This is a genomic window from Embleya sp. NPDC127516, assembly GCF_044765325.1.
GTDB lineage: Bacteria > Actinomycetota > Actinomycetes > Streptomycetales > Streptomycetaceae > Embleya.
This window is the reverse complement of the sequence record NZ_JBIWJT010000004.1, coordinates 545,517-564,723: the sequence shown is the minus strand read 5'-3', so window position 1 is coordinate 564,723 and position 19,207 is coordinate 545,517. Positions and strand designations below refer to the sequence as shown.

Below are 19,207 nucleotides of genomic sequence, written 5' to 3'. Positions count from 1 at the left end.
GTTCGGCCGTGTCTCGGTGCCTCCCCGAACGCCCGCCGCCTCCGATCCGCCTCATCGGGTCGTCAGCGCCCATCGCGGGCGTTCGCCGCGAACCACGTCCCACGCGAGGGCGGCGGCTCCGCGCAACGCGCCGTCGTGGATGTAGCGGGCCGCGACGATCGCCTCGCCCGGATCGGGCGTGCCCGGGGAGTGCTTGGCGAGGAAGCCGCGCAGGACGTCCAGGATCCGGTCGGACACCGCCATCAGCCCGCCGCCCAGCGCGATCCGGGTCGGATCGAGGGCGAGGTGGAGGTTGAGGACGTGGCCGGCCAGCACGTCGAGGGCGTGTTCGGCAACGGCCCGCAGCCGGGGGTCGGCGGAGGTGAGGATCGCCGCCGCGTCGGGCGGCGGCCCGTTGCCGGCGAGGGCGTACAGGGCCTGCGTGCGGGCGACGAGGGGGCCGCCGCCGATCAGGGATTCCAGGTCCGGCTCGTCCGGCCTGCCCGGCACCAGCGAGTAGCCGATCTCACCGGCCACGCCGCGAGCGCCGCCCACGATCCGGCCGCCGACGGTGAGCGCGGCGGCCACGCCCGTACCCAGATTGACGAACAACCCGGGATCGGCCCCGACCAGCGCGCCCGAGCGCACCTCGGCCAGTCCCGCCGCCTTGACGTCGTTGGCCACCACGACCGGCACCGTCCCGAACGCGGCGCGCGCCAGACCCAGTACGTCCACGTTCTCGATCCCGGGCAGATTCGGCGACAGTTCCACCCCGGCCGAGGTCACCGTGCCGGGACACACCAAGCCCACCGCGACGATCTCACGGCGGCCGTCCCGGGTCACCGCGGCGGCCTGCTCACGAGCCAGCCGCAACAGCCGATCCAGCGCGTGCGCCATGTCCTCGCCCGGCTCGCGGGTGGCCACCCGACAGCCCGCGAGCACCGTACCGGCCGCGTCAATGGCGGCCATCGCCGTCTTCGTCCCGCCGATGTCGAGCGCGACTATCCCGAGGGAGTCGCGCGGCAGCGGCGGGTCGACCAGGTCAGCGGAGTCGAACACGTCGTCACAATCCTCGGGTCGGGCAATGGAGGTGGTGGCCGAGGCGCCGGCCGGCGGAATCGGCTCGGTCACGACGGATCCCCCACCACCCGCGCCTCCGCGTCGTACCGCTCCCCCCACACCACCGCGCCCGGATCGGCGCCGTGCAGCCCGGCCACCGACCGCGTCCGCCCGCGGGTCACGAACGCCTGCGGCCGGAAGCACATCACCACCGTGTCGCCCGGCCGAATGCCCAGCCGCCGCGCGTCCCGCAGCACGGTGTAGTAGTGGATCGCCCCGTCCGGCGCGGTATCCACCCGCGCCACCCGCTCGATCGCGCCCGCCGCGTCCCGACCCACCAGCGCGGTGAGTCGAAACTCGCCCAGGACCTTGTCCACGTAGTGCCCGGCGGCGAACGCGTACGCGTCGTCCCCGTCCACGTGCGACACCTCGGTCACGTACACGATCGCCGGCCGCTCCGGCGCCTCGTCCGAGAACACATGCAACGGCGTCGTCCCGTGGATCGCGTTGCCCGGCTCGACATGCGTGGCACCCGCGTCGGCGGCGATCGTCAGCGACCGGGCGGAGGTGGTCCCGGGCGCGTTCACCTGACGGATGTCGAACCCGGCGGCCCGCAGCCGCTCCGCCGCCGCGACCACCGTGGCCAGGTTGGGCGTGGCCACGATCCGCCGCTGGTCCGGATCGGCGAGCAGGCACGGGAACGTCGTCACGCCGTGCACCGCGACACCCTCCACCGCGTCGACCTCGCGCGCCGCGGCCACCACGTCGGCGGCCGGGAAGCCGCCGCCGTGGCCGAAGTAGAACCGGTCGCCGTCGCCGTGCACACGCAGCAGCACCGACACCGGCGCGCCGCCGCGCCGTACCGCGGCCGCCCCGATCCGCCGCGCCGTCTCCACCGAGAACACGGTGACCACCTCGGGGTCGGCGCCGACCACGAAGTCCTCGCTGCCGCGCTGCGGTTGCACCAGGTGTCCGACGTGCCCGACCGGCAGGCCGTGCCGGACCGCGGCCGACACACAGGCGGTGTCCACCGCGACCACCGGTCCGAGCCCCGCGTCGATCGCGGTCCGCGTGACGTCGGGGTTGCGCCCGTACTGCTTGGCCATCACGTACGTGGACAGCCCGCGCGAGCGCGCGGCCTCGGCGATCACGGCCGCGTTGCGCGCGATCGTGTCCAGATCCGCCACGTATGTGTTGGCGAGCAGACGGCCCTCCTGATGCGCCGTCACGGCGGCCTCGATCAAGGGACGGTTGTGGGCGAGCAGTCGATCGAGGAACATCGCGGGCTCTCCTTGGAACGGGCGGGGGTGGGGTGGCGTGGGGTGAAGGGAGAGGTGGGAAGGGGGGATTGTCGGGGATCGGTCGGAGGGATCAGGTGCGGACGGGTCGGGTCGCACTCGCCGGCACGGGTATCGCCCCCTCCCCCGTGTCCGCGTCCGTCGTCTCCGTGTCCGAGTCGTCTTCGAAGACGCGACCCATCGCGGCCAGCACCTGCGGACGCGAACGGTGCGCCCAGACCAGATACGCGGTGCCGAGCAGCATCCAGCCGATGATCACGTACGGCACGAGGTTGTTCGGGTGGTCGGGCACCGGCCACAGTTGGCCGTATATCGGCAGCAGCATGAGCAGCACGGTCGCGCCCGGCAGGACGCCGTGCCGCAACGCGGAGAACTCCGCACGGTGTTCGCGCAGGTAGAAGCGGATCACCGCGATGCTCATCAGGATGTAGATGATCACCATCCCGAGCCCGAGGACGGTGCCGGCGAACCCGTACACGCCCAGCGGACCCAGATCGCCGCCGAAACCGCTGCCCAGCGCCAGCGCGAAGACGAGCGAGAAGCCCAGATAGGCGGTGATCGCCGATTGCGGCACGTGGCGTTCGTTGGTTCGGCCGAGGAAACGCGGGAGTACACCCTCGCGGCCCATCGAGAACAGCACTCGCACGGCCGCGTTCGAGCCGGAGACCACGTTGGCGAACTGGCTGACGATCACGGTCAAGGCGAGGATCCAGGTGATGCCCCAGTAGCGGTCCACCAGGGTGGTCAACGGGGCGGCGTCCTCGGCCAGTTGTGAACCGTGCGCGGAGCCGAAGCCGATCGAGGTGGAGTACGCCATCAGCACGTAGAAGGTGCCGATCACCGCGACCGCGGTGAACAGCGCGAGCGGGATGCTGCGCTTGGCGCCGCGCGCCTCCTCACCGAGGGTGGCCACCGACTCGAAGCCGATGAACATCAGGATGCCCCACAACATGCCGGTACCCAGGCCGCTGAACCCGTCGATCGAGTTGCCCGGATCGAACGGCGCCACCGACAGACCCGAGTCACCGCCGTCGCCGAGGATCACCCCCGCCAGGCCGAGCAGTACGCCGACCTCGAGGACCAGGAAGATCAACGCGGTCTTGGCCGAACTGGACACACCGAGCGAGTTGACCCCCCACACCACGGCGGCGAACGCCAACGACATCACCTGCCACGGCACCCGCACGTCGAACTGGCTGTCCAGGAAGTCGTGGCTGTAGCCGCCGAGCGCGGCGAACAACATCGGCCCGACCATGCCGTAGGTGAGCAGCAGCAGCCATCCGGAGAGGAAGCCGCCGGACTTGCCGAAGCCGTGGCTGTTGTAGGTGTACGCGAAGCCTGCCGCCGGCAGCTTGCGAGCGAACGCGGCGATCGTGTTGGCGACCAGGAGGCTGGCCACCATCGCCAGCACGATGGCGAGCGGCAGCGCGTACCCGGCTCCCGCCGCGGCGGGCGGCGTGTTGAAGGCGACGCTGGTGGCGGGGCCCATGAAGGCCATACACATGGCGACGGCGCCGAACACGGACAACGTGTTCCGGCGGAGGGACCCGCCCTTCGACGGCTGTGGGGTGGACATGGGTGGTACTCCAGGCGGTTCGGTGGGGTGGGACGGGCCCCTGGGGTGCTTTGGCTTTGGCTTTGGCTTTGGCGTTGGCGTTGGCGTTGGCGTTGGCCTTGGCGTTGGCCTTGGCGTTGGCTTGGGCTCTGGATTCCGGCTTCGGCTCCGGCCTTGCGCTGCGCCGGCTGCGCTGTGCGAGGAACGTGGCTCGGATTTGCGGCTGTTCGGGTCGGTGACCGGGTCGCCGGGCTGAGGGTTGGCCGTCCACGGATGCGGGCAGGGAAGCCCGAGTGGCGCATCTCGCGGGCTCGCGCCGCCGGATGGCGGGCGCGGCGCTCCGTCAGCGCGCCACCGGCTTGAGCAGCGCGGCCAGGTCCAGATCGGCCCGGACCGCCGCCGCCGCGTCCGCCGCGACGTCGAAGCGGATCCGCAGAGCGGTGAGTCCGCGCGACAAAGCACCCAACGCGCCTGCGAGGTCCGCCAGTTCGGAGTGCACGAGCTCGGGGCACGCGGGCAGTCGTCGGCGTACCCGCTCGCGCAGCCGGGTGGTCATCGCGGCGTCGATGGAGGCGGAGACCCGGCCGCCGAGGACCACCAGTTCGGGTTCGTAGGCGATCGTCACCGCGATCAGCGCCACGCCGAGCGCGCGCTCGAACCGGTCGACCACGGCCCGCGCGGCCGGCGAGGTCTCGACGAACAGGTCCGCGGCGTTGGCCACATCGAGGCCGGCGTCGCGCGCGGCCCGCATCAGGCCCTCGGCGCCCACCAGTTCCTCCACGGTGTGGTCGTCGGAGTCCACCGGCAGGAAGCCGAACTCGCCGACCAGACCGGTCGGTCCGCCCCGCATGTGCCGATCCACGGCCACACCGGCGCCGAAGCCCGCGCCGACGGTGAACATCACGGCGGTGTCGGCGGTACGCGCGGCGCCGTGCCGCAACTCGCCCTCCAACGCCAGGTCGGCGTCGTTGCCGAAGGTGACGGTGCCCTCCAGCGCGCGGCGCACCCGACGGGTGAACAGGTCGCCCTCGATCTGCGCGAGGTTGGTCGCGCCACGCACGCCCAACCCGTCGGCGGCGACCGCACCGGGCAGGCCGATCACGCCGGCGCGCAGCACGTCGGGCGCGGCCGAGTCGGCGTACAGCGCCCGGACCCGCTCGGCGAGCCAATCCGCGAGGTCGTCGGCGGCCAGGTGCCGGGGCGTGGGCTCCTCGTGACAGCGCGGCGAGCGCCCGAGCAGGTCGGTGGCCAGGAAGCGGCAGGTGGTGCCACCGAGGTCGACGCCGACCGCGACCCCGCGCTCGGCAGCCACCTCGATCACCACGCCCTGCCGGCCGCGCCGCCCGGTCTGGAGGACGGCGCCCTCGCGGACCAGACCCTCGTCGAGCAGCCCCTCGACCACTCGCGAAACGGTGGCCGCACTGAGCCCGGTCTGCTGGGTGAGCCCCGCGCGGCTGTGCTGCCCACCGGCCAGCAGCACCGCGAGCAGGCTGGAGCGGTTGGCCCATCGGGCATCGGCCGTCTCCGCCATGTTCACCTCTCATAGTGAAAATATTTCAGTATGAGAGAAAATTAGGCCCGTCACGAAAGGGTGTCAAGAGTCCGTCAAGACCCACCCCAATCCCCGCCCGGGCTGACGCCCGCCCCGAGTCCACGCGCCCCAGGCCCGACACGCGAGCGAGGTGCGGCAGCCTGCGGATACGGCCGTCCGCCGCTCCCGAACACAAGCGCACCCCGACCGGCGACGCCGGCGTACGCCGGATCGGTCGGGGTGTGCGCGGTTCGGATCAGCCCTGCCGCCGGCCGGTTTCCACATAGGCGCGGAGGTGGTCGAGGCCGCGTTCGACGATGTCGCCGACGGCCAAGTCGGCGTCCGTGCCGGTTCGGCGGTGTCGGGTGAAGGAGTCCACAGGCAGCGCCTCCCGCCCCTGCTTCCCACCGAACTGGCTCGCGTCGTGGATGCGCTCGCGCTCGACCGCACCGAGATCGAGCGGGTCCTCACCGTCGTCGACCACCACGGTGACGATGCTGTCCACGTCGCTCGGACCGTCCTGAACGATCACGATGCCGGTGTACGGCGTACCCCGCACGGCCCATTCGATCCGCGTACCGGGACCGTCCCGATCCAAGTCGACCTCGGCCGCGACGGAGTGCGCCGCCTCACCGGCGGTCACCACCACCGCGCGACCCGACGTGGCCCGGACAGCGGTGACCGGAGGGAAGTATTCGGGGAGCTTGTCCGTGTCGGACAAAAGCATGTACACCCGGTCGGTGGACGCTGCGACCTGCACGGAACGCGTGTGAAGAACCATGCGCGTACTGCTATCCGTTCAAGCCCGGTTCCATTCGCAATCGCCATCCCGGCGAGCCCGGAAAACCCGACGACCCGCACCCGGTGACGGCGCAGCCGACCCCTCGCGCGCGTGGCTCGGGTTGGTGGGTCAGGTTCGGGTGTCGCCGAGGGATTCCAGGAGGGTGCGAAGGCCGTCGACGAGGGCTGCGCGCTGCTTGGGGGTGAGCTCGGCGAGCAGGCGTTGTTCGGTGTCGATGTGCGCGGGCAGGACTCCGTCGATCAGGTCGCGGCCCTCGTCGGTGAGCGCGACGAGGACGCCGCGGCCGTCGGATGTGCTGGTGGTGCGGGAGATCAGGCCGCGCGCCTCCAGGCGATCGAGCCGCTGGGTGATGGCGCCCGATGTGACCATGGAGGACCGCATCAGTTCGCTGGGGCTCAGTCGATGCGGGGGCGGGTGCCGGCGCAGCGTGGCGAGTACGTCGAACGACGAGGCGTCGAGCCCGTGTTCACCGAAGGTCCGGGCCAGTTCGACGCCGACCAGTCGCGCGGCGCGGGACAGCCGGGCGAGTACCGCCATCGGTGACGCGTCCAGGTCGGGGCGCTGTGTACCCCACTGCTCCAGCACGAGGTCGACGTGATCTGCCACGGCGTCAGGTTAGCCGAGGAGATCCGGTGAGCCGGGTCACCTCCCCTTCCCAATTACCTTAGCGTTGAGATATCTTTTGCTTAGCACTAAGGAATCAACCGTTCGGTTCGATCCATCCGATCCATCCGGCCCGGCCGGCTCGGGCTTGCAATCGAACCCGCCGAGAGAAGGGCACCACCATGCGCATCACCGTGTTCGGAGCAGCCGGAAACGTGGGCAGCCGCGTCGTGTCCGAGGCGCTGTCCCGGGGCCACGAGGTCACCGCCGTGGTCCGGGACGCGGCCCGCTTCCCGGAGCTGCACCCCGATGCCGAGGCCCGAGTGGGCGACGCCGCGCGAGTCACGGACGTTGCCGCGCTGAGCACCGGCCAAGACCTTGTCATCAGCGCCACGCGGCCGGCCCACGGCAGCGAGCAGGACTTGGCCGACACCGCCGAGGCGCTGCTGGCCGGCCTCACCGGAACGGGAATCCGCCTGCTGACCGTCGGCGGAGCGGGCAGCCTGACCGTCCCGGACGCGGTCGACACGATGGCCGTCGACGACCCGAGATTCGTGCCGACGGCATGGCGCGGCATCGCGCTCGCCTGCAATGCCCAACTCGACGTGTTCCGCGCCGACGACGGCGTCGACTGGACCTACCTGAGCCCGCCCGCCAACCTCGAACCCGGCACCCGCACCGGAGCTTTCCGGGTAGGCACCGACGAACTCCTGATCGACGCCGACGGCGTCTCGGCGATATCCATGGAGGACCTCGCCGTCGCCCTCATCGACGAGGCGGAACAGCCGAAGCACCACCGCTCCCGCTTCACCGTCGCCTACTGAAGCCGTCCCGATGCGCCTCGCGCGACCACCCGCCGCCCCTCCGCGCCCGGTACTCCGCGCGAAGAAGACAAAGCACCGAAGGGCGCAATGCACCAAAGGACACAAGGCACCGAAGGACACAAGGCACGCGAGCACCCGAGGAAAACAGGGCACACAAAGGAAGAGGCCCACCCTTGACCCACATCCCGCCGAGCACCCGCCGCCCACTGGCCGTCTTCGACCTCGACGGCACCCTCGTGCGAGGCGACTCGTTCGGCCACTTCAACCGGGCGCTCCTGCGCCGCTCCCGATGGCGCGTCGTGGCAGCGGCGCTGTGCGTACCGGTCGTCGGCCCGCTGTACGCCTTCCACGCAACTCGACGCCACGCCTTCGCCATCCTCCTCCGCGTCGCCACCATCGGCCTGCCCGCGCCCCGATTCGAGGCCCTGGCCGACGACTTCGCCACCGAACGTACGGCGGAGGCCAACCGGATCACGATCACCCTCGCCCGAGCCCGGGCACACCTCGCCGCCGGCGACCGCGTCGTGGTCGCGACCTCGTGCGCCGACCCCTTGGCCCGCGCCATCTGCCGCGAACTCGGCCTCGGATCGGCGGACGTGATCGCCTCCCACGTCACCCCCGGCCGGACCGGCATGCGACCGCTACCCGCCTGCCGAGGCCCTCGCAAGGTTGCCCGAATCCGCGCGGCCGGCATCACCGATCCGATCACCCACGCCTACACCGACAGTTCCGTCGACCTCCCGCTCCTGGCCGCAGCGACCCACCGCTATCTGATCGACCCCTCCCCCGCCCACCTGACCCGGATCCGCGCCCGACTCGGCGCCGATTACGTGGTGTTGCACTCCCGGTAGCCGACGATCGCGTGGGACACACAGGCCCCTGCGGTCCCCACCGGGCGAAGACCGCCACACCCGCCCTCCCGCGGATCCGGATCCTTGGACCAGGGCCGATGTACGGAGGCACACGATCCCCTGTCCCGCGGCGAGAGAACGACGTGGCCGCAGGCATGCCTCGCCCGCCCCCGAGTCGCCACTACCCTGTCGCGATGGAGATCACGGAGCGTGCCGTCGGTGCAGTCGTCGGTTCGGCGGTCGGGGACGCGCTGGGCGCGCCCTTCGAGTTCGGGTCGGCCGGTGGCTTCGGTACCCGGTTTCCCGAAGCCCCGCCCGGGAGTTCGCGTGCCGAGGGGCGCTACGCGAACGAGATGTGCGGTGGTGGCGGATGGGACGCCGGCGAGGCGACGGACGACACGCAGATGGCCGTGCACGTGGCGTATTCGCTGCTGGAGCGGGACGGTTTGGACCTGCCCGACATGTTCGCCCGCTTCCAGCGCTGGGCCCGCTCCGAGCCCAAGGACATCGGCCTGCAAACCCAGGATGTACTTACCAACGGCATGCCCTGGGACCTCGCGGCCGGCGTGCACTTCCAAACCACCGGGCGCGCGGCCGGCAACGGATCGCTGATGCGGGCCACCACGCCCGCCGTGTACTTCGCCCGGGACGGCCGGACGGCCACCATGGCCGCCGCCCGCCGGATCGCCGCGTTGACCCACGGCGACCGCGCGGCGTGGGAAGGCACCGCGATCTTCCACGAGTTGCTCCGGGTGACGCTGCTCGGCGGCGACCTGCCGACCGCGCTCGCCGAGACGCTCGCCGAGGTTCACCCCGATCACCGTGAGCGTTACGCCACCGTCCTGGCCCCGACCTGGCATCCCACCGACGCCACGGAGTTCAACGGCGCCGTGTGGCCCTGCCTCGGCTCGGCGGTCTGGGCACTGAACACCACGTGCTCGTACGAGGATGCCCTGCGTGCGGCGATCGATCTCGGCGGCGACACGGATACGGTCGCCGCGGTCACCGGCGCCCTGGCCGGCGCGCGCTACGGCCTGCCGGCCATCCCCGTTCGCTGGACGGACCGCCTCCACGTACCGATACCGGGTTCCGAATCCGCCGGTGAGGTACTACGCCTGCCCGACCTCGTACACCTGACCAACCGCCTCCTGACCCGTACCGCGGAAACCGCCGAGCCGATCACCGCCGACTGAACTCGCCTTACGGGGTCGTGCTTGCGCCGGCACGCTCGATCAGGGCGCGGTGTAGCGGTGAACTGCCGACGACCTCGGGAACGGTGGCCCGGCCTCGGGCCGACCGCCGGCCCGACGGCGGGGACCCGAAGCCGATCCGGTCGTGGCGGTCGAAGGCCCATGCCACCGAAGCCGACCGGTGACGACGGGGCCGTCGACCGGCCGCCGATCACCACGGATCGGGAAGGCCCGCTCCCGTGGTGATCAGGCTGCGCAGACTGCCGTCGACGTAGTGCAGCCAGGCCGTGGAACACGCGCCGAAGCACTCGACGTCCGGCACCAAACCGACGTGGGTGAACCGCAGTTCGGTGCCGCCGGCGGCCGGGACGATGTCGAACACGATCTCGGTTCCGGTCCACTCACCCGGCTCCGGGATGAAGGACAGGTGGCTGTCGGTGACCCGCCAGACCACGCGACTGCCCGGCTCGAGCTCGACCACGCGCTGTCGGCTGTAGTGCTGGGGAGGATGCCGGCACGCGCCGTCGCTCGCCCTCCGCTTACGACGGCGACTGCGTGGGTGGCTTCTGCGTCTGCGTCTGCGTCTGTGTTCGCCGGGCGTACGCGCGGGCCGCGCGCACTCGGTCGCCGCAGCGGACCGAGCACCACTGACGGGAGGCGTGGGTGCGGACCAGGAAGCGGCTACAGGGGGTGGCGCCGCACGGGGCCAGGCGCTCGGCGTCCGGGCCGGTGAGCAAGTCGGCGGCGTCCGCCGCGAGGATCGCGATGGCGTGATTGACGATCTGGTCGACCGGGTGCGCCTGGGCGCGGTACGGCCCGCGCACCTCGTCCCAGTGCAGCAGCGCGGCCGACGGGGCACTGGTCAACGCGTCGTTGATGGCGCGTACCGACGCGTCGGGCGCCAAGAGAGCACCGATCCGAGACGAGAGCAGTGTTCGCACTTCGTCGCGCAGCGCTCGCAACCGGCCCGCGCACACGTCGTACAGCACGGTGTCCGGCGGCGCGAGCTCTCGGGTCACCAGCCACTCCTTCGCGGACGCGGGCGTGCCGAGCAGATCCACTTCCTGACCACCGGGCAGCGCGAGGTCGGTATTGGCCAGGTCGAGCGCGAGATAACGCTCCGCCCCCGGCGCGGCCGGCAGCACCGGATGAGCGGCGTGGGCGGCACGAGCAGGCTCGCCCAACACGGTCTCCTTCATGACTCTCATGTTAAGCCTTGCCGTTGTCCGTGAGGATCGGCTAGCTTTTCTCACGGCAAACACAACAATTATCCGTGAGGTGTCCAGTGACCGGCAGCAGTGCGACCAACGCGCAGAACGTCCAGGGCAAGCGGGGGAACGAGCAGATCGCCGTCCGCGTCTTCGGTGGTCCCTCCGCGCTGATCGAGTTCGGCGGGCTCACGTTCCTCACCGACCCCGCGTTCGACGCGCCCGGCGAGTACCCCATCGGCGAGAACCGCTTCCTCACCAAGACCGCCCCCGCCACCATCGACCCGGCCGACCTCGGCCCCATCGACGCGGTCCTGCTCTCCCACGACGAGCACCCGGACAACCTCGACCATTCCGGCCGGGCGCTGCTCGCCGACGTCCCACTGGTACTCACCACCCCCAGCGGCGCGGGCCGCCTCGGCGGCACGTCCCGGGGTCTGGCCCCGTGGGAATCGTTGGACCTGCCCCGCCCCGGCGGCGGCACCGTCACCGTCACGGCCACCCCCGCCCAGCACGGGCCGGAAGGCTGCGAACCCATCACCGGCGAGGTCGTCGGCTTCGTACTGACCGCCGCCGACCTGCCCACCGTCTACGTCAGCGGGGACAACGCCTCCCTGACCGTGGTCGAGAAGATCGCCGCACGCGTCGGCCCGGTCGACACCGCCGTCCTGTTCGCCGGAGCGGCCCGCACGCCGCTCTTCGACGGCGCGCTCCTCACCCTGGACAGCGCCCAGGCCGCCGAAGCCGCCTCGATCCTCGGCGCACGGCGCGTGGTCCCCGTGCACTTCGACAGTTGGGGCCACTTCACCGAGGGCCGCACCGCCCTCATCGACGCCTTCACCGCGGCCGGCCTGATCGACCGCCTGGAATTGGCCTGACCCCACCGACCCGAACCCCGGCTCCCGAGACCTCACCCACCTCGGGAGCCGCGCGCAGGCGTCGCCTCCTCGCCCCGCTCGTTTCCCACACCGGACCCGAACGCCGTGCTCCGGGCGGCCCGTCCGTGGCCCCGCCCCGAACAGGACCGGCGGAATCGCGCACCACGACAGCGACCGCGCGCGCCACGACTACGGCTACGGCTACGACCCACCGATGGTCGAACGGGACGACCGGGCACCTCTCCGACCACCGTCAACGCACGAAGTGCAAAGTACGAAGTACGAAACGATCACGATGTACGGAGCCCCAGCGCAATGAGCGGACACCCGGCCGCGGAACGCCTCACCCGATACACGAAGGCCGAGCAGAACGAGATCCTGGGCGACGGTGCCGACCCCTTCGGCGTCGCGGACACCGGCCTGACCTGGCTGCCCAAGGAGGATCACTTCGGCATCAGGGACGCCGGCCGTCTCGTGGCCCACGCCGGATTGTTGCGATTGCCCGTGTCGATCGGCGAGGTCGACACGGAGGTGGTGGGCATCGGCGGCGTGGCCGTCGCACCCGATGTGCGCGGACGCGGACTGGCCCGGACGGTTTTGGCGGCGGCCCTTGATCACGCCCGAACGATGGGGCCACGACACGGCCTTCTCTTCTGTCGACCGCCCCTCGTCACCCTGTACCGGCGGCTCGGGTGGCATTCCCTCGACCGAGACGTACACGTCCGACAGCCCGAGGGCCTCGTTCTCATGCCGCTGCGCACCATGTGGACGCCCCTGCACGACGCCGCGACCTGGCCGGACGGCGCGGTACGCCTGCGCTCCTTCCCGATGTGACCCGCACCCGACCGGCGGACGCGCCACCTCGCCCCGCACAACCGGCCGGGCAGCCCACACCCGACCCGGGCACCCGCGCGTTCGACCACACGGCCGCCGGAGTTCGAGCCGGTAGGATCAACACCCGATGAACGCCGGTACGACAGATCCGATGATCGACATCCCGCCGGGGCGGGTGACCCTGACCGACCGCCGGACGCAACGCAGTTGGTCGGTCGAGCTGGCGCCCTACCGGCTCGCCGCGTTCCCGGTCACCCGGGCGCTGTACGCGCGGGTCACCGGCCTGCGACCGACCGGCCCGCAGGGGGATCGGCTACCGGTCGAAAGTGTCTCCTGGTGGGACGCGGTGCGGTTCTGCAACGCCCTGTCCCGGTGCGACGGGTTCACACCGGCGTACCACGTCGACGCGGACGACGAGGGCATCGAGTGGGACGCCGCCGCCGACGGGTACCGGCTGCCGACCGAGGCCGAGTGGGAGTACGCCTGCCGGGCCGGCACGACGGGACCGCATTACGCCCCTCTGGACGAAGTCGCCTGGTACCGCGCGAACTCGGGCGAGCGCGTCCACGACGTGGGCGGCAAACAGCCCAACCCCTGGGGCCTGTACGACATGCTCGGCAACGTCTGGGACTGGTGCTGGGACGTCTACGACGCCGAGGTGTACGGCTCCTACCGGGTGCTGCGCGGCGGCGGTTGGTTCGACGAACACTGGAGTTGCCGAGCCTCCGCCCGCCGCCGCAGCCACCCGACCTTCAAGGTCGACGACGTGGGCTTCCGCATCGCGCGCACCCCCCGCTGACCTGCCCGGCTGCCCGGTCGGTCGGCGGGCCCGCCGCGTACAACGGATCGAAGCCCGGTCCGGGGCCGGTGCGAAGCCTGCTCCGGTCGGGTCGCAGCCCAGTGCCGGGCGCGGCATCAGTCCCCGTCCACCGCGCTCGCTCCCAACACCCCGGCCGTGAACCGCGCCAGGTCCGCCCGCATTTGCTCCCGCGTCATCCGCTCTCCGCCGACGAGGTGTTCCACGAGGTCCGCGCGCGTGGCGGCGAGCAGGGCATGCGCCGCGAATTCGCCGTCGCCGAATCCGGGGATCCGCTCCAACGCGGCCCGGATCGCGCCGTGCCAGCGTTCGTAGTGTGCCGCGTCGTAGGGACTGTCGCCGCCGGTCCCCTCCAGCGCCAGGGCCAGGTGGCGATGGTCCAGCTTGAAGCACAGGACGGCGTCGAGCAGCGCCGGTACACGCCGAAGCGGCGGCGTGTCGGGCCCCAGGGGCGGTGGACCGGATTCGACGGCGAGTTCGATCGGCGCCAGGCGCATCGCGTACAGCGCTTGAATCAGGCCGGTGCGGTCGCCGAAGCCGCGGAAGAGCGTCGCCTTGCCGACGCCTGCCGCCGCGGCGATGTCGGCCATGGTCACCGTCTCCGGGCTCTCGCAATGGGCGAAGAGCGAATCGGCAGCCGCCAGAACGGCCTCGCGATTGCGCGTGGCGTCCGCGCGGGGCCTGCGTTCGGTCATCCGCTTCCTCCGTCTTCGTCGTCCATGACGCGCCTCCGTATTTCCTCGGGCAGCCCTCGCTTGCAAAGCGGACCCCGGGTCCGTATTGTCGAAGTATGAAACGGACCCCGGGTCCGTATCGTACGGGATGGAGATACCCATGAGCCCGCTCGCCCGCTGGGACGCCGCCGACGTCGCCGGGAGCAACGCGTGAACGAAAGCCGACCCGCGCAGGAGACAGCAGGCGTGCAGGAGAGCCGACTCGCGTACGAGACCCGGGAGTTCACCCTGGTCATCGGAGCCACCGGCACCACCGGCAGCCGCATCGCCGCCCGGCTCCTCGCCGCAGGACACCCGGTCAAGGCCGCGAGTCGGCGCGCCCGTCCGGTACACGGAGCCCATTCCGTGCGGTTCGACTGGGACGACCCCACCTCCTGACGCGAACCTCGAGCGCGCCGGCGCACCCGCCCGCTCAGCCGGCCGCGGCGCCGAACCACTCGGACAGCCGGCTTTCCAGTTCCGACTGATCCTCACCCACCCACACCACGTGGCCGTCCGGCCGCAACAGCATCGCGGACACGTCCGGTTCCTCCCCGAGATCGGCGACGTGGTCGACGCGATCCGCCCAGCCCGTCACCGAAAGCCGGCCGGTCCGGTCGAGCAGCAGTCCGCGGCCGGCGTGCATCCGCTCGTACAGACGCCCCACCTTCAGCGGCACGTCCCGCATCCGCCGACCGAGCAGTTCATGGCCCTGGTCGTCGCCGAAGTCGTAGCGGATCCCGACCGCGGAGATGATCTCGGTGACGTACCGGTTCACCTCCTCGAAATCCATCAGCTTCGAGAACAGTTCCCGCAGCGCGGTCGCTCCCGGATCGGTCCCCAGCAGGGTGATCTGCGCCCGCGTGTTCTCCAACACGGCGGCGCCCACCGGGTGCCGTTCGGCGTGATAGCTGTCCAGCAGCCCTTCCGGTGCCCAACCGTTGACCGCGGCACCCAACTTCCAGCCGAGGTTGAACGCGTCCTGCACGCCGAGGTTGAGCCCCTGCCCACCGGTCGGCGGGTGGATGTGCGCCGCGTCGCCGGCCAGCAGCACCCGGCCGACCCGATAGCGCTCGGCCTGCCGGGTGGCGTCGCCGAACCGGGACAACCAGCGCGGCGAGTGCACGCCGAAGTCGGTGCCCGCGACGGCCCGCAACCGCTGCTTGAACTCCTCGAGGGTCGGCGGGGTCGAACGATCCTCGGCCACCCCGTCGGCGGGCACGACGATGCGGTACAGCCCCTCGTTCTCGTCCTGGAGAGGCATGAGGCCGAACCGCAGTTGAGTCTTGTGGACTTCCGCGACGACGGCGGTGATCGTCGCCGGATCCGCAGTCACCTCCATGACACCCAGCATCGTCTCGACCTTGGCCGGCTCCCCGGGGAAGCCGACGCCGATCCCCTTGCGCACCGCACTGCGGGCGCCGTCACACCCGACGAGATAGCGCGAGCGCAGGCGCGTACCGTCCGCCAACTCGACGCTCACCCCGTCCTCGTCCTGGCTCAGCCCGACCACTTCGCAGCCGCGCCGGATCTCGGCACCGAGTTCGCGGGCCCGCTCGTCGAGCACCCGCTCGGTCAGCGGCTGGGGCGTGGCGAGGCCGTACGGGTGCGCCGTGTCCAACCGCTCCGGCCACGGCTTCATAATGCGGCCGAAGAGACCACCTGCCTGGAACTTGTCACTCACCGCAAGGAACCGGTCCAGCAGACCGCGCTGGTCCATCATCTCGACGCTGCGCGTGTGCAGGCCCTGCCCGCGGGATTCCCCGGTCGGCTCGGTCAACTTCTCCAGCACGACCACGTGGACTCCGGCCAGCCGCAACTCGCCGGCCAGCATCAAGCCGGTCGGTCCGCCGCCCACCACGATCACGTCAATCATCAAAAAAGCTCATTTCCGCAGGTTGTCGAGCTGAGGTCGATCATTCTGCGGCTCGACGGGGGCCTTGCCGCAAGCCCCCCGGTGCGCTATAAGTTGAGAGTGGCAAGGAGTGAACACACTCCTTGCCTTTCGCTTTTCCCACCCCATACGGACAAGCGAGCAGTGTGATGAGGTCCCGCGTGGTGCGCACGTCGCCGAGCGATCGGTACACGGTGCGCAGGCTCGCGTTGTGGGCGTGGTCGGTGCCCGTGGCCGTGGCGTCGGCGACGACGATGACGCGGTAGCCGAGGGTGAAGGCGTCTCGGGCACTGGACTCGCAGCACACGTCGGTCGTGGTGCCCGTGATCAGGATGGTGGTGATCCCTCTCGCTTCCAGAAGGCCGGGCAATGGGCAACGCCCCGGAAAGAAGGCGCTGTGCGCGGTCTTTGCCGCGAACCGGTCGCCGACCACCGGTGTCAGTCCGGGACTCAGGCGCTGTTCCACCGGCCCGGTCCCGCCACTGGCCAGGTACAGGGCGGCGACGGTCGGGCCGTAGAACTCCCGAGCCGCCTCGATGTTCGGTGTGGGCTCGGGGAGGACCCACGCAACGGTGCCGCCCGCGCTGCGCATGTGGGCGGCCAGGTTCCGGATGCGGGACACGATGCCGCGGGCGTAGGGATTGGCTTCAGTGAAGAACGGCACCATGTCGATCACCACCAACGCCGTACGGTGCGGATCGAGATGGGGATACGCCCAACGCCGCCCTCGCCGCCTCTCGTGCCGCTCGTACTCGCGCTCCGGGATACACCATGCGTGCGCGGGGTCCCGGTCATTCGAGGTGGGCATGACACCAACTCCTCCTCGCGCCCCTCTCGAACCTTCGCGGTCCAGGGGACTCGGTGTTCGGTGCGACACGACGTCGTCGATGTCCCTGCACGGCGACCTTGGGGGTTGCCACGCTCAGGGATCAGCGGGTCGGGGCCAGGATCAGGGGGTCAGGATCAGGGAGCACGGTCAGGGAGGGTCAGGGAGGGTCAGGGGCGAGCGTTATCACCCTGCGTATTCATCGTCGACTCACCCGTGACGCGTGGGGGATACACACGGCATGATGCCGGTTACACCATGTGGGGTACAGAGGGCCGGACCGCCCACCGCGACCTCTCCCCCACCGGTGCGCATGGCCGGCACCGACCATCGACGGGGGATCCGAACTCGTGCTCTGCCCATCCTGCGGCGCCCGCTCGACGCTGCCGGACCGCTGTACCAACTGCGGTCACCAGGAATACGCCCCGCCCGCCGCCCCGGTATCCGACTCGACGGCGCCCCTGGACCAGCGCTTCGCCCGGTTCGGTCCCGCCGCGACGCCGCCACCGGGTTGGTACGCCCCGGTCTTCCGCTCCCTGCGCGGACCCGCCCTCGCGCTCTACATCCTGCTCGGCGTCACCGCCGTCTTGTCCCTGCTCGCGGCGATCGCACTGTTCCACCGCGCCAATCTGGTCGACCAGACCCTGCGTGGCGGATGGGTGTCCGCCGACCCCGACGCGGCGAATCATTCCATCGGCGTGTGGTGGGGCTTGGCGAGTCTGGCCATCGTCGCGGTCATGGTCATGTTCGTCATCTGGTTCCACCGCGCACGCCGTAACGTCGAACTCTTCCCGCCTTCGGTCCAACATTTCTCCAGCGGTTGGGCGATCGGCGGCTGGTTCTGCCCGGTGGCCAACCTGTTCTTCCCGCCGCTGATCGCGCACGACATCTGGAAGGCCAGCGACCCGCGCGCGCCGATGCGAGGCGGCTTCACCCCGGGCCGGCATCCCCTCCTGTCGGCCTGGTGGTTGACCTACGTCGCGGCGAACATCGTGATGCTCTTCGGTGTCTTCGGGCGTGAGAGCGATGGCGGCGACGACTTTTCCGGTACCGATTCCTGGCGGGAGTACCACGAGTCGTACCGCACCGCCGACACCGCCGCGGGCTGGGCCTTTCTCATCCTCATCGCGGCGGCCGGCCTCGCCATCGCGGTCGTGGCCCGGATCACCGCATTCCAGTCCGAGTACGAGCGTGCCCTCGTCACCCCGCCGACGATGCACCCCATGCATCCCATGTACGCGATGCATCCCATGCACTCCGCGTATCCGATGCAGGCGGCGCACCCCGCGCATCCCATCGCGGGGATGCCGGGCACGCCGGGGATGCCCTCGATGGAACCGGCCCCCTCGGCGTACCCGACGCCCCCGGGCCGGCCGACCCACCCGACGCAGCAGCCCGATGCCGGTCGGACGACCGGAAGCCACGAGCCGCCCCCGGTCCCCCACCAGCCCCCGCCCCGCCCCCGGAACCCGCCGGCCCCGTTCTGACCGAGCCGGGACCCCCCTCCTCCCGCGAAGTTGCCCTGGACAGAGGGGCATTCGGCGCCGGCACGGGCAACTCCACGGCGACGGAGAGGCCGCGACTCGCGTCAGGCGTCCGCACCCGCGGTCACGTGGTGACGCGGTCATGCGGTCGCACTGTCAGACGTTGTCGCGTGTCCGTCCCCGTGATCGAGGCATCTCGGTCGCGGCGGCGATCTCGCGCAGGGCCAGCGTCGCCGCCTCGATCGCCGCCGCCGGTGCGCCGCGCCAGACCTCGGCGTGCGCGGCGGCGTTGGCACGGACCGCGTCCTCGGCGACCTGTACGCCCCGCGGCGTCAGGCTGATCAGCGTGCCCCGCCCGTCGCCCTGATCCGGAAGACGTTCGGCGAGACCCTCTGCGACCAGATGGTTGGTGACATTGCTGGTACCGCCCGAGGAGAGCAGCAGCGCGCGGCCGAGTTCCGTCGGCTTGAGCCGATAGGGCGCGCCGGCCCGACGCAGCGCGACCAGGACGCCGAACTGGGCCGGGGTGAGCCCGAATTCGGGTAGCTCGCGTCGGGTCGCCTCGTCCAGGTCGGCCGCGAGCAGCATGATCCGCTTGCTCAGTTCCGTCGTCGTGTCCAGCACGTCGGGCAGTTCGGTCTGCCACGCGCCGATGAGGGCGCTCGCACGGTCCTGGGGGGCAGTCATGTTGACAGCGTATTACAACCACCTGATAGCTTTCAGAAAAGCTTTCAAGTGAGCTTCTTGGTGTTCGACGTCAGTTCGAGACCGGTGCGAGCCCGGTGCGAGCCCGGTTCAAGCCCGGTCCGACTCCGGTCCACTTCCCATCCGCTCTGCTCCGATCCCCCATACCTCCACACA

General features: G+C 71.0%; 20 protein-coding genes. 8 read left to right on the top strand and 12 right to left on the bottom strand.

Annotated elements, in window-relative coordinates:
• Nucleotides 1-51: 51 nt before the first annotated feature.
• From ACIRL2_RS10485 to ACIRL2_RS10460, 6 genes are all read right to left on the bottom strand, one after another.
• Entirely contained in the window at nt 52-1,110 is a 1,059-nt protein-coding gene (locus ACIRL2_RS10485) for an ROK family protein (RefSeq protein ID WP_402231500.1), read from the bottom strand.
• Nucleotides 1,107-2,318, bottom strand: coding sequence for an alanine racemase (locus ACIRL2_RS10480; RefSeq protein ID WP_402231499.1), 1,212 nt, complete (start codon nt 2,316-2,318; stop codon nt 1,107-1,109). The genes ACIRL2_RS10485 and ACIRL2_RS10480 overlap by 4 nt, the downstream gene beginning before the upstream one ends.
• Nucleotides 2,319-2,409: 91 nt before the next feature.
• Nucleotides 2,410-3,912, bottom strand: coding sequence for an APC family permease (locus ACIRL2_RS10475; protein WP_402231498.1), 1,503 nt, complete (start codon nt 3,910-3,912; stop codon nt 2,410-2,412).
• 322 nt (nt 3,913-4,234) lie between these two features.
• Entirely contained in the window at nt 4,235-5,422 is a 1,188-nt protein-coding gene (locus ACIRL2_RS10470) for an ROK family transcriptional regulator (protein ID WP_402231496.1), read from the bottom strand.
• Nucleotides 5,423-5,678: 256 nt separating this feature from the next.
• The gene (locus tag ACIRL2_RS10465; RefSeq protein ID WP_395859073.1) at nt 5,679-6,203 is read right to left on the bottom strand and encodes an SRPBCC family protein; all 525 of its coding nucleotides are present in this window, start codon (nt 6,201-6,203) and stop codon (nt 5,679-5,681) included.
• 129 nt (nt 6,204-6,332) lie between these two features.
• Entirely contained in the window at nt 6,333-6,830 is a 498-nt protein-coding gene (locus ACIRL2_RS10460) for a MarR family winged helix-turn-helix transcriptional regulator (protein WP_395859072.1), read from the bottom strand.
• A 179-nt stretch (nt 6,831-7,009) separates the two neighbouring features.
• On the opposite strand from ACIRL2_RS10460, the gene ACIRL2_RS10455 reads away from it, so the two are divergent.
• The 3 genes from ACIRL2_RS10455 (at nt 7,010) to ACIRL2_RS10445 (ending at nt 9,695) form a co-directional block, all read left to right on the top strand.
• Nucleotides 7,010-7,651, top strand: a complete 642-nt coding sequence (locus ACIRL2_RS10455) for an NAD(P)-dependent oxidoreductase (protein ID WP_402231494.1) — start codon at nt 7,010-7,012, stop codon at nt 7,649-7,651.
• A 173-nt stretch (nt 7,652-7,824) separates the two neighbouring features.
• Nucleotides 7,825-8,502, top strand: a complete 678-nt coding sequence (locus tag ACIRL2_RS10450; protein WP_395859070.1) for a haloacid dehalogenase-like hydrolase — start codon at nt 7,825-7,827, stop codon at nt 8,500-8,502.
• Nucleotides 8,503-8,696: 194 nt separating this feature from the next.
• A complete protein-coding gene (locus tag ACIRL2_RS10445; protein WP_395859069.1) occupies nt 8,697-9,695 on the top strand; it encodes an ADP-ribosylglycohydrolase family protein in 999 nt (332 codons plus the stop codon).
• Between the two features lie 208 nt (nt 9,696-9,903).
• Here ACIRL2_RS10445 and ACIRL2_RS10440 read toward each other — a convergent pair whose 3' ends face one another.
• Both ACIRL2_RS10440 and ACIRL2_RS10435 read right to left on the bottom strand, forming a co-directional pair.
• On the bottom strand, nt 9,904-10,173 hold the full coding sequence (locus tag ACIRL2_RS10440; RefSeq protein ID WP_402231491.1) for a hypothetical protein: 270 nt from the start codon (nt 10,171-10,173) through the stop codon (nt 9,904-9,906).
• A gap of 58 nt (nt 10,174-10,231) precedes the next feature.
• Complete coding sequence (locus ACIRL2_RS10435) at nt 10,232-10,891, bottom strand: ABATE domain-containing protein (RefSeq protein WP_402231489.1); 660 nt, start codon at nt 10,889-10,891, stop codon at nt 10,232-10,234.
• A gap of 86 nt (nt 10,892-10,977) precedes the next feature.
• Between ACIRL2_RS10435 and ACIRL2_RS10430 the strand changes: the two genes are divergently transcribed.
• The 3 genes from ACIRL2_RS10430 to ACIRL2_RS10420 all read left to right on the top strand — a co-directional run bounded on the left by ACIRL2_RS10430 (nt 10,978) and on the right by ACIRL2_RS10420 (nt 13,411).
• Nucleotides 10,978-11,778: an MBL fold metallo-hydrolase gene (locus tag ACIRL2_RS10430; RefSeq protein WP_402231487.1), complete on the top strand. Its 801-nt coding sequence runs from the start codon at nt 10,978-10,980 to the stop codon at nt 11,776-11,778.
• Between the two features lie 315 nt (nt 11,779-12,093).
• Nucleotides 12,094-12,612, top strand: a complete 519-nt coding sequence (locus ACIRL2_RS10425; protein ID WP_402231485.1) for a GNAT family N-acetyltransferase — start codon at nt 12,094-12,096, stop codon at nt 12,610-12,612.
• Nucleotides 12,613-12,763: 151 nt separating this feature from the next.
• Nucleotides 12,764-13,411, top strand: a complete 648-nt coding sequence (locus tag ACIRL2_RS10420) for a formylglycine-generating enzyme family protein (protein WP_402231483.1) — start codon at nt 12,764-12,766, stop codon at nt 13,409-13,411.
• Between the two features lie 116 nt (nt 13,412-13,527).
• On the opposite strand, the gene ACIRL2_RS10415 is transcribed toward ACIRL2_RS10420, so the two are convergent.
• Nucleotides 13,528-14,124, bottom strand: coding sequence for a TetR/AcrR family transcriptional regulator (locus ACIRL2_RS10415; RefSeq protein ID WP_395859063.1), 597 nt, complete (start codon nt 14,122-14,124; stop codon nt 13,528-13,530).
• 189 nt (nt 14,125-14,313) lie between these two features.
• On the opposite strand from ACIRL2_RS10415, the gene ACIRL2_RS10410 reads away from it, so the two are divergent.
• Nucleotides 14,314-14,541, top strand: coding sequence for an NAD-dependent epimerase/dehydratase family protein (locus ACIRL2_RS10410; RefSeq protein ID WP_402231481.1), 228 nt, complete (start codon nt 14,314-14,316; stop codon nt 14,539-14,541).
• Nucleotides 14,542-14,575: 34 nt separating this feature from the next.
• Here the strand turns inward: ACIRL2_RS10410 and rox are convergent, their stop codons facing one another.
• Both rox and ACIRL2_RS10400 read right to left on the bottom strand, forming a co-directional pair.
• Nucleotides 14,576-16,018 carry a rifampin monooxygenase gene (gene rox / locus ACIRL2_RS10405; RefSeq protein ID WP_402231479.1) on the bottom strand — a complete coding sequence of 481 codons (1,443 nt, stop codon included), beginning with the start codon at nt 16,016-16,018 and terminating at the stop codon, nt 14,576-14,578.
• A gap of 40 nt (nt 16,019-16,058) precedes the next feature.
• Complete coding sequence (locus tag ACIRL2_RS10400) at nt 16,059-16,844, bottom strand: isochorismatase family protein (protein WP_402231477.1); 786 nt, start codon at nt 16,842-16,844, stop codon at nt 16,059-16,061.
• 368 nt (nt 16,845-17,212) lie between these two features.
• On the opposite strand from ACIRL2_RS10400, the gene ACIRL2_RS10395 reads away from it, so the two are divergent.
• On the top strand, nt 17,213-18,349 hold the full coding sequence (locus ACIRL2_RS10395; protein WP_402231475.1) for a DUF4328 domain-containing protein: 1,137 nt from the start codon (nt 17,213-17,215) through the stop codon (nt 18,347-18,349).
• A gap of 153 nt (nt 18,350-18,502) precedes the next feature.
• Here the strand turns inward: ACIRL2_RS10395 and ACIRL2_RS10390 are convergent, their stop codons facing one another.
• Nucleotides 18,503-19,033: a MarR family winged helix-turn-helix transcriptional regulator gene (locus ACIRL2_RS10390; RefSeq protein WP_402231474.1), complete on the bottom strand. Its 531-nt coding sequence runs from the start codon at nt 19,031-19,033 to the stop codon at nt 18,503-18,505.
• Between the last annotated feature and the right edge of the window lie 174 nt (nt 19,034-19,207).